This window comes from Streptomyces toxytricini, from assembly GCF_014649915.1.
GTDB lineage: Bacteria > Actinomycetota > Actinomycetes > Streptomycetales > Streptomycetaceae > Streptomyces > Streptomyces toxytricini.
On the sequence record NZ_BMTY01000002.1, the window covers coordinates 386,414 to 400,080 of the forward strand.

The following is a 13,667-nucleotide window of genomic DNA, read 5'->3' on the forward strand; positions in this document are numbered from 1 at the left end:
TTCGATGTGCCGTGCGTGGGTCGGCCCGCTGCGTGGATCCGGCGGGCCGGGGGATGCCGCCGCTCCAATCCCCGCGGGTGGCGGAACGGTCCGGGAGGTGCGCCGCGCTTCCCGGGCCGCGCCCGCGCACCGCCGCGGCCGCGCGCGTCCCCCTTGTGCGCGGTGCACTCGGCACGACCTGAGAATGGCCGAAACCGACCTGTGGGCCGGTGGGAACGGAACACCAAATACCGTGTGCGCACGGTGTGTTCGTTCGCACGTGCGCCCTCCCGTACCACTCCCGCACGCCCGTCTCGTGGCAGCATGGTCCCGAGCCACCCGGGGTCCGGCCGGCCGCGCCCTCGCGCTGCCCGCGCCGCAGCGGCCCCGGTCGATTGCCCACGGGCTGGGGAGGCGGCGGGTGCGCTGGTTGGTGGGGTGGAGCAGTATCGCCGCGAGCTTCGGCACGGCCGGCCGCGTCGGCCCCGGCGGCCGCCCCCGCAGCGCCCGCGACCCCGAGCCGGGGTACGCGTACGGGCCGGGGCACGGGTACGGGCCGGGGCACGGGTACGGGCCGGGGCACGCGTACGGGCCTGACGGCCCGGTGACCGGCGGCATCGCCGACGCCGCCCACGCCGACGACCCAGCGGGCCGCGACGCCGAACGCACCGTCGTCCCCGTCGGCGCCCAGCTCCTGTGGGGCGACCCCGACCCGCTGTGGGCCGTCGGCGACTGGCGCCCCGACGAGATCCGCACCCTCACCGCCGACCCCGCCGACCCCTTCACCCGCATCGCCGTCCTCGGCTGCTGCGGCGCCACCGACGCCGACCTGCGGCGCGCCCTCACCGCCGCCCGCGGAGGCGCCCTGCGCCACCTCACCCAGTGGTCCGGCAGCTACACCGCCGTCGTCCAGGCCGGCCGCCGCATCACCGTCGTCGGGGACCTCGCCGGCGCCCGCCCCGTCTTCTACACCCCGTGGGCCGGCGGCACCGCCTACGCCACCGCCGCCCTCCCCCTCGCCGACCTCATCGAGGCCCAGCTCGACATCGGCCACCTCGCCGCCCTCCTGGCCTGCCCCGACAGCCCCGAGGCCCTCGGCGACGGCACCCCGTACGAGGGGGTGCGCCGCATCCCGCCCGGCCACGCCCTGATCCTGCGCGAGGGCTCCCGCGAGATCACCGGCTACGAGCCCGTCGCCTCCCTCGCCGTGGCCGCCCCCGAGGCCGACGCCGAACGCGCGGTGGAGGGCGTACGCGAAGCACTCGTGGACGCGGTGCGCGCCCGGCTCACGGCCCCGAGGCACGCCCCCGAGACCCAGCCGTACGACCCCGGCCCCGTACCGGGGATGGGCCCCGCCGAACGGCGGGCCGCCCGCGGGCTGCCGGCACCCGTGCCCGGCGTCGGCGCCGACCTCTCCGGAGGCAGCGCCTCCGCCACCCTGGCCCTCCTCGCCGCGGGCCTGCCCGGCGCCCCCGGCGCCCTCCTCGGCCGCACCGGCGAACGGCTCCTCGCCGTCACCTTCAACGACCTGGCCACCCCGAGCGGCCGCGAAGCCGAACTCGAACGCGCCCGCGCCATCGCCGCCGACCCCCGCCTGCGGCACGTGGTCGTCGCCGCCGCCGAGGAAGCCCTCCCGTACGCCGACCTCGACGGACCCCTCACCGACGAACCCGGCCCCTCCCTCGTCCACGCCTCCCGCGAGCGCCGCCGCCTCGCCGCCGGCTCCGCCGACCACTTCGTCGGGCACGGCGCCCGCCAGGTCCTCGACGCCCACCCCGCCCGCCTCGCCGACCTCCTGCTGGACCGCCGCAGACGCCACCTCCTGCGCCCCGTGGCCGCCCTGGCCCGCTCGGCACCCGCCGCGGGGGAGTCCCTGACCGTCCCGTTCTCCGTGTACGCGGCCGCCCGCCGCCTGGCCCGCACCCCGTACCGCACCGGCATGGAGGCCGCCGCCGCCAGGCTGCGCGGCGGCGACGTCCGCCCCGCCGGACCCGGCGGCCCGGTCGACGCCTCCCTCGCCGCCCTGACCTGGTCCCGGCCCGGCCCGGCCGCGGGCTGGCTGACCGGGGAGGCGCTCGCGGAAGTATCGATCCGCCTCGCCACCGCCGCGGGCCGGCCCCCGCTGTCGCTGCGGCCCGGCGAATGCCGCGCCCGGGCGGCCCTCACCCGGCACGCCGCCGACCACCGCGTCTTCGAACAGGCCGTCGAGGTCCGCAGCCAGCGCCTCCACGCCCCGTTCCTCGACAACCAGGTCGTCCGGGCCGCCCGCGCCCTGCCCGACCCGCTGCGCGTCCAGCCCGGGGCCCGCGCCGCGATCCTGCGCAGCGTGCTCTCCTCGGCGGGCGTCCGCGAACTCCCGCCCGGCTGGGGCGCCCCCGCCCACGTCCCGAACGAGACGGCAACCCGCCTGGGCCTGCGCGCAGCCCTGGGCGTCCTCCTGTCCCTCTTCACCGCCCCGCTGCTGGCAGACGCCGGCCTGATCGAGGCCCGCGTGGTCCGCCAAGCCCTCCTGGACGCGGCCGAGGGCCGCCCCGTCCCCCTGGACGGCCTCGCCGAACTCGTCTCCATGGAACTGTGGCTCGGCCGCCTCCTGTCCCGCCGAGGCACATGCTGGACGGGCACGACGACCCCGCGCCGCAGAGCAGTCCCGAACGGCGTACCGCAGCCCCGGGCGGCGCTGTCCTGAGGGCGGTCGGGGTCGGGGCGGGGTGACGGCGGGGGGCGGGGTCCGGCGGGAGCCGCGCGGTCGGGGTCGGAGGGGTGACGGCGGGGGCGCGGTTCGGCGGGAGCCACTGGTCAGGGTCGGAGGGACGACGGCGGCAGCCAGCGGACGGGAGCCGCGCGGTCGGCATCAGACACGGCACCGGGGGTGTCCCCGGCAGCCGATGGTGTCCGGGGCGGGCCGGTCCCTCAAGGGCGCTCCCTTTCGGTCGCGTCGCTGCGCGATGGCCCTTGCGGGCCACCCTTGACCGACCGACCCGCCCCGGAGGCATTTTTTCTGCCGGGACGCCCCAGGGGAACGGCCTGGAGGGAACGAAGGGCATGCGGGCGCATCAGGGAGCCTTCCCTCCCGCCCCGGCGGCCACATCCAGCCCCACCGGCATCAGCGGACCCGTCGGCGGAAGCCGGGCCGGCTCTGACGTCGGGAAACGACGCCCAGAGCATCATCCGGCCACAGGAGCGCGACAGATCGCTACGTGGGCGCCCTCGACTCAGCGGCCGACGGCCGTCAGGGGCCGGGAGACGCGTCAGATCGCTCCATGGGCACCCTCGGCTTGGCGTCCGGCGGCCGTCATGGGCGGCGGGGAGCCGAGTCAGTATCGGTACATGGGCATCCTGTGCTCAGCGGCCGTCGGCCGTAATGGACGGGGCGCGCGACAGATGGGCCATGTGCGCGCGCCCTCTGCTCAGCGGCCGACGGCCGTCAGGGGCCAGGAGGCGCGTCAAATGGCCACGTGCGCGACCTGTGCTCAGCGGCCGTCGGCCGTCAACGGCGGGGCCGACGCCTGGGATCGATACGTGGTCGCCGTGTGTTCGGCGGCTTGAGGTAGGCCGGGGGCGAGGCACACGGTGGGTCGCTCCAGAGGCGTCGTTTCTCGTCGTCCGGCCGCCGCTTGGGGCTGCGCAGCGCCCCAATTCCCTCGACACCCTGTCTTCTCGCGGCCGTCGGTTTGTTGTGGGCAGCGGAGTGCCCTGCTCACTCCGCAGTCCTGTCCATTTCGGCGGCATCAGTGGTCGTCGGGCGCGAAGCGCATGTGGCAGGCTCCATGCTCCTCATGTGACGGCATCTGGCCGCAGGCAACAGCCACTGCCCTCCACAGCCTGCGATCCGACAGTCAGCCGCCGGAAAACGGCGCCCATGGAGCGATCGGACGCGTCTCCCGGCCCCTGACGGCCGTCGGCCGCTGAGCCAAGGGCGTCCACGTAGCGATCTGTCGCGCTCCTGTGGCCGGATGATGCTCTGGACGCCATTTCCCTCGTCAGAGCCGGCCTGGCTTCTGCCGCCGGGTCTGCTGATGCCGGTGGGAGGAAAGGGCCACTGGGGCGGGAGAGCGAGCTCGCTGATCCGGCTTGTTGGTCCAGGTACCTCCAGGCCGTTCCCCTGGGGGCGCCCCGGCAAAAGAAATGCCTCCGGGGCGGGTCGGTCGGTCAAGGGTGGCCCGCAAGGGCCATCGCGAAGCGACGCGACGACGAAGGAGGAGCGCCCTTGAGGGACCGGCACGCCCCGGACACCATCAACTGCCGGGGACACCCCCAGCCAGCCACCCGACCCCGACCCATCAGCTCCCGCCCACCCCACCCCGCCGTCACACCCCCACCCCCGGCCGGGCGGCTCCGGCCAAGCCCCCCCGCTGTCGCCTCGCGGCTGCGAGGCCGGGCCTGCGGCCGGGTCAGCGGCAGGTGAGGACGGCGTCGGCCCAGCTTGCCAGGGTTGGTCTGGGGCCCGTGCCCAGCGGCTCCACCACCAGGCGGATCGTTTCGTACCCGGTCAGGGGTACCTCGACGGTTGCGGCCCGGTCGGTGCGGTCCAGGGGGGCCGACTGCCACAGGCGCTTGCCTTCGGACCAGACCGAGAAGCGGACCTTGCCGTCGGAGAGCAGGGACAGCCGGTCCACCCCGGCCCGGGCGGAGAACGACGTGCACTGCCGGTTCAGCGTGATCTCCACCGAGGAGCGGGCGCTCACGGTGAGCCCCTGTCCGTACTGCCGGTCCGCGATGCCGATCGTCCAGCGCTGCCACACCCAGCTGCTGGGCCAGGCCCGCAGTTCGGGCCCGCGGTGGTCGCCGAGCGACGAGTAACCCAGCGCGGCCAGCCGGTAGCTTCGCGTCGGCTCGGGCGGCGGTGTCGGCCGGGGTGACGAGGGCGGCGTCGGGGACGCGGGGGGCGTCGGGGCCGGGCTCCGCGTGGCCGACGGGCTGGGCGTGGGCCGCGCCGGCGGCTTCGGCGTGGCGGACGCCGGCTTCGGCGACGGGGACGCGGGCGGCGTGCTCGCGGGCCGGGCGGGCGCGGGGACCTCCGCAGGCGGCTCCGATGCGGACGGGCTCGGCCGCTCCGGCGCCGGCACGGCAGGCGCGGCGGCCCGCGGCGCGGGCCGCGCCTGCGGCGCCGGCTCGGCATCCTCCCCGGCCAGGGCGAACACCACCCCCGCAGCGGCGGCGACCGCGATCCCGGCGGCCAGGGCGGCCTTGGCCGGCAGCCCGATGCCCTCCGACACCACGGCACTTCCCACTCCGGCCCCCGAGCCCCCGGCACCCCCGCCGGCAGCAGCCCCGCCCCCGGCGGCCCCGGCTCCGCCCCCGGCCGTGCCCGCGGCGCCCGACGCACCCGCGGCCCCACCGGCGGCAGTCCCGCCCGATGCGGCGGCGGCCGCGCCGGCTCCGCCCGCGGCGACGGCTCCGCCGGCCAGGACACCGGCGGCCTTCGCGGAGTACCCGGCGGCGAACCACCCGATGACCGCGACCGGCAGCAGCGCCGGAATGCCCGCGTTGACCTCCTTCAGCTCTCCCGCGGCCAGCCGGCAGCGGGCGCACTCCTCCAGGTGCTTGCGCAGCCCCCGCTCGGCCCGCATCCGCAGCCCGCCGCGGGCGAAGGCGCCCAGCCGGTCCGCATACCGCGCGCAGTCCCCGCCGGCGCTGAGCGCGGAGCTCACGTGCGCCTGGAGGTAGGCCTGCTTGAGCCCTTCCCGGGCCCGGCCGGCCAGCACGGCCGTCGCGTTGGCGCTCAGCCCGAACAGCGGGGCGACCGCGCTCGGCGAGGACTCCTCGACCGTGGTGTGCCACAGCACGGCCTGCCAGCGTTCGGGCAGGCTCCGGAATGCCTGCACCGCCAGCGAGCGCTCCGCCTCGCGCATCGCCCGTACGTCCGCGCCTAGTTCGAGGGTGTCGTCCCCGGGCAGCCCGGTCGCGCCGCCGCCCTGCTCCACTCCTGCGGCCGCCTGCTCGGCGAACAACGCGAAGTCGTCGACGAGCTGTTCGCGCCGGGCCGTCTTCGCCCAGGCCGCGGCGACGCGCCGCACGGTGGTCAGCAGGTATGCCCGCACCGCCTGGTCCGGGCCCGCGCCTCCCCGTACCGCCTGGAGGGTCCGCGTGAACACCTCGGCGGTCAGGTCGTCGGCGGTGTGCGCGTCCCGGCAGCAGGTCCGCGCGTAGCGCCGTACGGAGTCGGCATGGCGGCGGAACAGCTCCTCGTACGCCCCGTCGTCGCCGGAGCGCATCCGGGCAATCAAGTCGCCGTCGGACGGCGGGAGTTCGGGGCTGACCGCCCGCCGTGCGGCATGCCTGCCCCGGGCCGCGCGCTGGACCGGAACCTGCCCCAGCGGCGCATCGGCCGCCTCGACTTCGCCGGCGGCCCCACCGATCGGCTCTTCCCGACCGTCAACGCTCATCGCGGAAACTCCCGCACGACAGACTCAACCGGTACACCGTTCCAGCCTGTCACACGGGGGGCGCACGCCGGGCCACTCGCGCAACCATCCACCCGTCCGGGCAGCGTCTGCACGGCAGACCGTACTGCCTCTCACCCGTTCGAGTGACGATGCGTTGGCGGGCGCACCGTCCCGCGGGCCCGGGCACCGCCCGCCCGCAGTCCGGAGCGCTGCGGCACTCCGGACCCCGGGCAGGCGCGCCCGTCACACGGTCAGACGGTGCGGGAGCGGAGCCCCTCCAGCAGGATGTCGAGCAGCCGGGCGGACGCCGCCGCCTGCTGCGCCGCGTCGGGCAGGGCCGGCGCGGCCGTCGCTATGACGAGCAGCACGTCGGCCACGGTCACGTCGGCACGCAGCTCGCCCGCCTCCCGGGCGCGGTCGACCAGCCGGCCGACGACCTCGAGCAGGGCGCCCGCACCCGCGTCCGGCGAGGGCTCGTCGTCGGCGGTCCGGCCGCCCACGACGCGCAGCTCGGGAGTGCCCGCGGCGCCGGCCTGCCGCTGGTGCGGGACGCGTGCCTCCAGAGCCTCCTCGGCCTCCTCCTCGGCGGAGCGGACCCGCAGCACCTGCGGCGGCAGCAGCCGCCCCGCACCCGAGGCCACGGAGGTGCGCAGGAAGCGGGACAGCGCCTGCCACGGCTCCTCCTCCTGGCCGAGTGCGGTCCGGGCCTGCTCGGTCAGCCGGGCGGTCTCCTCCTCGGCTATGCGCCGGACCAGCACGTCCTTGCTGGGGAAGCGCCGGTACACCGTGCCCACGCCGACGCGGGCGCGCCGCGCGACGTCCTCCATCGGGGCCCCGTAGCCGAGCTCGCCGAACACCTCGCGGGCGGCGCGGAGCACGTGCTCCAGGTTGCGCTGGGCGTCGACGCGCAGCGGCGTGGAGCGCACGCCCGACGCGGCGGTGCCGCCGGTGAGGACGCGGCTGGTGGTCTCGCTCTGCAGCGCGGCCGCAGAACCATGGAAATCGGAAATGTTCATATGTATCCCCCGGTAATCACTTGTCTCCCCCCGGAGACATCCCCGCCTTCGTGCCGGGGTAGACCACGGTCAGTGGTCTCGGTCTCACTCCCCGGCGAGATACGAACATAGTTGAGCCAGAGTCAATTCAGAAGAGGCAGCCCCCCCCGGGCACCGCCCGATCGGAGCATCGCCCCCCACTTTTCCGGGCCAAGCCCCCGGAACCACCCTTTCCGCAGCCTCTGACCTGCACAACTCCTCCCCCTTTCGTGCCCTCCGAGACCCCCGCCCCACTGCTCCCTCCGGTCACACAATTTGCCGGGCCTGTGGACAAACTCCCAGCCACGGTGCGTCATGGGATGGTGAAGGCTGCTCACTCCCGAGGCACGGCCCCCGGTACCCCTCCCGGCACGCCCGCCACGCCCGCCGCGTCCACCGGCCCCGCCACGCCCGACCGCCCGGGCGCCGCACCACCCCCTGATGCCGCACCATCCCCCGCGGCCGCCGCGCCCCCGGACGCGCCCCGGGAAGCGCCCGGAAACACCCCTGCCGCGCCCACCCCCGCCGATGCCCCCGCGCCCGCACCCCGCCCGCAGGACGCCCCGTCCCGCATCCTCGTCATCGGCGGCGGCTACGTCGGCATGTACACGGCCCTCCGGCTCCAGAAGAAGCTGAAGCCGGGCGAGGCCGAGATCACGGTGGTCACCCCCGAGCCGTACATGACGTACCAGCCCTTCCTGCCAGAAGCGGCCGCCGGCTCCATCTCGCCCCGCCACGTGGTCGTCCCCCTGCGCCGCGTCCTCGACAAGTGCCGCATCATCAGCGGCGAGGCCCGCCACATCGACCACGCCAAGCGCACAGCCACCATCACCACCCTCGCCACCGCCGAGGAGGGCAGCGGCCCCGTGGAGGTCGAGTACGACGAGCTCGTCCTCGCCCCCGGCTCGATCTCCCGCACCCTCCCCGTCCCCGGCCTCGCCGACTACGGCATCGGCTTCAAGACGGTCGAGGAGGCCATCGGGCTGCGCAACCACGTCATCGAGCAGATGGACATCGCGTCCTCCACGCGCGATCCCGCCCTCCGCGACGCCGCCCTCACCTTCGTCTTCGTCGGCGGCGGCTACGCAGGCGTGGAGGCGCTCGGCGAACTCGAGGACATGGCCCGCTACGCGGCCCGCTACTACCACAACATCAAGCCCGAGGACATGAAGTGGGTGCTGGTCGAGGCCACCGACCGCATCCTCCCCGAGGTGGGCCCCCAGATGGGCGTCTACACCGTCCGCGAGCTGCGCCGCCGCGGCATCGACGTCCGCCTCGGCACCCGCCTGGAGTCCTGCGAGAACCGCGTCGCCGTCCTCAGCGACGGCTCCCGCTTCCCCACCCGGACCGTCGTCTGGACCGCCGGCGTCAAACCGCACCCGATCGTGGCCGCCTCCGGGCTGCCCCTCAACGAACGCGGCCGCATCCGCTGCACCTCATTCCTCACCGTCCAGGGCGTCGAACACGCCTGGGCCGCCGGCGACGCCGCCGCAGTCCCCGACATCACCGCCGCCGAGCCGGGCCACGAGTGCGCGCCCAACGCCCAGCACGCCGTCCGCCAGGCCAAGGTCCTCGCCGACAACCTCGCCGCCTCCCTCCGCGGCGGCGTCCTCACCGAGTACGCCCACCGCTACGCCGGATCCGTCGCCTCCCTCGGCCTCCACCGCGGCGTCGCCCACGTCTACGGGCGCAAGCTGAAGGCGTACCCGGCGTGGCTGATGCACCGCGTCTACCACCTCAGCCGGGTCCCCACCTTCAACCGCAAGATGCGCGTCCTCGCGGAATGGACCCTCTCGGGCCTCTTCACGCGCGAGATCGTCTCCCTCGGATCACTCGAACACCCCAGGGCAGAGTTCGAACTCGCCGCCGGCGGAGGCCACCTCCCACCCCCGCCGCCGCCCGACGCGGACCCCCCGAAGGACAGCCAGAGCTGACGCTGTCAGTGCCGTCGGACACACTGGACGTGTGACCATAGGTGCGCTGACACCTGCACAGAGTGACATCGTCCAGCGACTCACCCCCCAGCGATACAGCGACCACTCGCGACACCACGAGGCTTGAACGCAGTGAACTTCACGCGCTGGAGCGCCCGGTTTCCCGGAACGCAGCGCCGCGCCGCCGCCCGGTCCGAACACGCCGCCGCCCAGGCCAAGCGGGGCGAGGGAGCCGTCCCGGCGGCCCGCGGCGCCGCCGGCCGCGCCGCCGCTGCGGACGGCGGTCCCGCCGATCCGACCGCCGCCGGCACCGGGACCGGCCCCGGCGCGGGCCCCGCCGCGGCCGGCGCGGGCGCGCCCGGCGCCGCCGTCCCCTCCGTGCCCTCCCTCGACGAACTCTCCGTGCGCGAGGTCCTCGGCCGCCTCCCGGCCCGCGTCGCCCTCGTCCACGGCCCCGAGCACCGCGTCGCGTACGTCAACGACGCCTACACCGCCGGCTTCGGCCCCCGCCCCACCGGCGCACCCGCCCACGAGGCGCTCCCCGAGCTCGGCGAGCTCGGCCTCCTCCCCCTCCTCGACCAGGTGCAGCGCAGCGGCCGACCCCGCACCGCCAAGAACCGCACCGCACCCGGCGGCGGCAGCTCGTACACGGTCACCTGCACGCCCGTCGAGTTCCCGAAGGAGCCCCACGGCCCGGACGCCGACCAGCACGCCCACTCCGGCACCGGCGTCATGATCCACCTCGCCGACGTCACCGACCACGCCGAAGCCCTCGAACGCCTGCGCGCCAGCGAGAGCCGCCAGCGCGAGGCCGCCGTCACCCTCCAGCGCTCCCTCCTCCCGCAGGAACTGGAGCAGCCCGACGACCTGCGCGTCTCCGCCGTCTACCACCCGGGCGGCACCGAGGCGGCCGTCGGCGGCGACTGGTACGACGTCATCACCCTCGGCGCCGGCCGCACCGCCCTCGTCATCGGAGACGTGATGGGTCGCGGCGTCCGCGCGGCCGCCGTCATGGGCCAGCTGCGCACCGCCGTCCGCGCCTACGCCCGCCTCGACCTCCCGCCGCACGAGGTGCTCCAGCTCCTCGACGGCCTCGCCGCCGAGATCGACGCCAGCCAGATCGCCACGTGCGTGTACGCCGTCCACGACCCGAACGAGGGCCTCCTCGCGTACGCCTCCGCGGGCCACCTGCCGATCCTCGTCCGCGACGCCGACGGCGCCGTACGCCGCGCAGCGGAGCCCACCGGCCCGCCGCTCGGCACCGGCGGCTGGCTCCACGCCTCCGGGACCATCGCCCTCGGCCCGGGCTCGACCGCCGTCCTCTACACCGACGGCCTGGTCGAGCGCCGCGGCGAGGACATCGACGAGGGCGTCGCCGCCCTGGAGCGGGCCCTCGCCGGCGCGCAGGGCAGCCCGGCCGTCATCTGCGACCGCCTGATGCGCGCCCTGGGCGTGGACGCCGACCACGACGACGACGTTGCCGTGATGGTCCTCCAGCAGCCGGACCGCGCAGGGCCGGAGGCCGAGCTCTTCCACAACGCCGCCCTCGACCTCCTCGGCGGCATCGAAGCGGCCCCGCGCGCCCGCGCCTTCGCGCAGGGCGTCCTCAGCTCGTGGCGCTTCCCCGTCGAACTGTGCGACCTGGGCGTCCTCGCGGCGAGCGAGCTCGTCGCGAACTCCCTCCAGCACGGCACACCGCCGATGAGCCTGCGCCTGCGCCGCACCGACCGCCGCCTGATCGTGGAGGTCACCGACGGCGACGACCACCTGCCGCGCCGCCGCCGCGCCGAACCGGGCGACGAGACGGGCCGCGGCATCTCGATCATTGCGACGATCGCCTCGTCCTGGGGCTCCCGCCGCACGCCGGGCGGCGGCAAGGCCGTCTGGTGCGAGTTCGCCCTCCCGGACAAGCCGCCCGCCGGCTGACCGGAGAAACGCAGCAGGGCCCGGTCCGAACGGACCGGGCCCTGCCCACGCGAACGCCGACTTCCTACGCGGCCACCGGCGCGGCAGCAGCGGGTTTCACGGCCACGGCCTGCGGAGCGCCCAACAGCCGCGACGGCTGGTCCTGCGCCGGCGCCAACTCACGGCCGAGCCGGAGCGCCAGCACCGTGATGCCCAGCGAGACCGCGACGAACACGGCGACGTACAGCATCGGCGCGCCCGCACCCAGCGGCACACCCAGCGGCCCGAGGGCCAGCGCGAGCTGCTTGACCAGGGCGAAAGCCGAGTTGTACTGGCCGACCGACCCCTCCGGAGCCAGATCGGCGACCAGCGGCGCGAGGGTCGGGGACAGCATCGCCTCGCCGATCCCGAACAGCGCGTACGTGGTGACGAACGCGGCGGCGGCCGCCACCGCACCGCCGTGGCCGAGTCCGGAGAACCCGGCGATCAGCCACGCCGCGGTCCAGATCAGCCCGACCAGCGCGATCACCCGGGACCGCCGGCGCCGCTCGACCAGCTTCAGAACGGCGAACTGCGCGACGACGATCGCCCCGGTGTTGGCGGCCAGCGCGAAGCCCAGCGTGGACGGCGAGATCCGCGCCGCCTCGGTGCCGAAGGCGGCGAGCCCCGACTCGAACTGCCCGTAGCAGGCGAAGAAGATCACGAAACCGAGCACGAGCAGCTTGGCCATGGCCCGGTGCCGGACCATCCGCTTCCAGCCGCCGCCGGCCTGCGCCGGGTCCCGCGGCACGGCGTCAGTGAAGTTCGGCGCGTGCGGCATCCGCACGGTGAGGATGACGGCGGCCAAGACCAGGAACATCACGGCCTCGATGCCGAAGAGCAGGGTGAAGCTGCCAGGCCGGCTCTCGTCGACGATCTGGCCGCCGATGAGGCCGCCGATGCCCAGGCCCAGGTTCTGCATGAAGAACTGGAGGGCGAAGGCCCTGGTCCGCGTACCCGGGGTGGAACACCACACGATCATCGTGGCGAGCGCCGGCTGCATCACGGCCTGCCCGGCGCCCAGCGCCAGGGCGGAGACCAGGATCGGTACTAGCCCGTCGGAGAGCCCGAGGGCCAGCGCCCCGACGGATGCGGCGACGGCCGCGCCGATGACGACGGGGACGGGACCGCGGCGGTCGATGACGCGACCGGTGAAGGGCAGGGCGACCAGGGCGCTGACGGCGAAGGCGACGAACGCACTGGTCGCCGCCATGGAGCCGAGGCCCCGTACCTGCGCCACGTAGATGTAGAGGAACGGAACCGTGAAGCCGATGCCGAACGCCGTCAGCGCGTTGCCGGCCTGGATCCGCCGCATCGCGGCGCCCATCACCTTGGTCACTTCTCACCTGCCCGAGATCACTGAAGTCTGAAGACTTCACAGCTAAAGTTCGACGCTTAAGAGTACACATCGAAGGAGTTAGACGCCAACGCGCTCGTGCGATACTTCGGACCATGGGTGACACCGCCGACGGCCTCCAGCCCGTCCCCGAGCCGAGCCTCGACGAGCAGATCGCCGTCTACCAGCGCGAGTTCCAGGACCTCGATCCGCAGGTGGAGAAGGTCGTGTCGGCGCTGAGCCGACTGAACCGCCGCATGAACGTGGCGTACGGCCGCCAGACCGCCGCCCTCGGCATCAGCAACGCCGAGTGGGAGGTCCTCAAGGCCCTCGTCATCTCCGGAGCCCCCTACCGGATGGGCCCGAGCGAACTCGCGAAGCAGCTGGGCCTGACGCCGGCCGCGATGACGCACCGCATCGACCGCATGACGGCGGAGGGGCTCGTCACCCGTGAGCGCGATGAGTCGAACCGGGTGCGCGTGATCGTGGAGCTCACCGCTGGAGGCCGCAGCAAGTGGCTCGACGCGATGCGCGCGGCGACGATCTTCGAGGAGGACCTCCTCCAGGACCTCTCCACGGAGGAGCGGGGCGTCCTGGGCGACATGCTCACGCGCCTGCTGGACCGGGTGGAAGACCTCCAGTCGCGCAACTGACAGGGCCCGCGCCAGGGGGGTTGACACGGCTCCGCCGGATCCGTAAAGTTCTGCGGGTTGTCCCAGAGCCGAAAGGTTTTGGGCGCAACTATCCGCCGCCTCGTCGCGGCACCCAACTCAGCACGATCTCCCCCCGGGAGTGAATTCGGCATGCCCGAATTCCCGCCCGAAGGCCGATTAGGAATCGACCGGGAAATCCACTAGAGTTCTGGGAGTCGGAAGGGCCCAACAGCCCGGAAGGCAAACCCCGCTGACTGGGGGTCAGGCCCGAAAGGATCTGATAGAGTCGGAAACGAAGAACGAAAGCCCGGAGGAAAGCCCGAGAGGGTGAGTACGAAGGAAGCGTCCGTTCCTTGAGAACTCAACAGCGTGCCAAAAATCAACGCCAGAAGTTGATACCC

General features: G+C 74.7%; 7 protein-coding genes. 4 read left to right on the top strand and 3 right to left on the bottom strand.

All coding sequences use genetic code 11. The annotated features are described in order from the left end of the window. Positions 1-400: 400 nt before the first annotated feature. Complete coding sequence (locus tag IE170_RS04005) at positions 401-2,665, top strand: asparagine synthase-related protein (RefSeq protein ID WP_373298942.1); 2,265 nt, start codon at positions 401-403, stop codon at positions 2,663-2,665. Positions 2,666-4,370: 1,705 nt separating this feature from the next. Here IE170_RS04005 and IE170_RS04010 read toward each other — a convergent pair. Both IE170_RS04010 and IE170_RS04015 read right to left on the bottom strand, forming a co-directional pair. Further along, positions 4,371-6,365, bottom strand: coding sequence for a sigma-70 family RNA polymerase sigma factor (locus tag IE170_RS04010; protein WP_189807892.1), 1,995 nt, complete (start codon positions 6,363-6,365; stop codon positions 4,371-4,373). A gap of 251 nt (positions 6,366-6,616) precedes the next feature. Next, the gene (locus IE170_RS04015; RefSeq protein WP_189807893.1) at positions 6,617-7,381 is read right to left on the bottom strand and encodes a TetR/AcrR family transcriptional regulator; all 765 of its coding nucleotides are present in this window, start codon (positions 7,379-7,381) and stop codon (positions 6,617-6,619) included. A 590-nt stretch (positions 7,382-7,971) separates the two neighbouring features. On the opposite strand from IE170_RS04015, the gene IE170_RS04020 reads away from it, so the two are divergent. Beyond that, the gene (locus IE170_RS04020; protein WP_268255636.1) at positions 7,972-9,333 is read left to right on the top strand and encodes an NAD(P)/FAD-dependent oxidoreductase; all 1,362 of its coding nucleotides are present in this window, start codon (positions 7,972-7,974) and stop codon (positions 9,331-9,333) included. 132 nt (positions 9,334-9,465) lie between these two features. Next, the gene (locus tag IE170_RS04025; RefSeq protein ID WP_189807928.1) at positions 9,466-11,259 is read left to right on the top strand and encodes an ATP-binding SpoIIE family protein phosphatase; all 1,794 of its coding nucleotides are present in this window, start codon (positions 9,466-9,468) and stop codon (positions 11,257-11,259) included. Between the two features lie 64 nt (positions 11,260-11,323). On the opposite strand, the gene IE170_RS04030 is transcribed toward IE170_RS04025, so the two are convergent. After that, positions 11,324-12,604, bottom strand: a complete 1,281-nt coding sequence (locus tag IE170_RS04030; RefSeq protein WP_189807929.1) for an MFS transporter — start codon at positions 12,602-12,604, stop codon at positions 11,324-11,326. A 125-nt stretch (positions 12,605-12,729) separates the two neighbouring features. On the opposite strand from IE170_RS04030, the gene IE170_RS04035 reads away from it, so the two are divergent. After that, the gene (locus IE170_RS04035; protein ID WP_189807895.1) at positions 12,730-13,266 is read left to right on the top strand and encodes a MarR family winged helix-turn-helix transcriptional regulator; all 537 of its coding nucleotides are present in this window, start codon (positions 12,730-12,732) and stop codon (positions 13,264-13,266) included. Positions 13,267-13,667 lie beyond the last annotated feature (401 nt).

What these genes read in the sequence shown, in the direction of transcription:
- IE170_RS04010 (WP_189807892.1), bottom strand. Translation starts at nt 6,365, where the DNA reads ATGAGCGTTGACGGTCGGGAAGAGCCGATCGGTGGGGCCGCCGGCGAA.
- IE170_RS04015 (WP_189807893.1), bottom strand. Translation starts at nt 7,381, where the DNA reads ATGAACATTTCCGATTTCCATGGTTCTGCGGCCGCGCTGCAGAGCGAG.
- IE170_RS04030 (WP_189807929.1), bottom strand. Translation starts at nt 12,604, where the DNA reads ATGGGCGCCGCGATGCGGCGGATCCAGGCCGGCAACGCGCTGACGGCG.
- IE170_RS04035 (WP_189807895.1), top strand. Translation starts at nt 12,730, where the DNA reads ATGGGTGACACCGCCGACGGCCTCCAGCCCGTCCCCGAGCCGAGCCTC.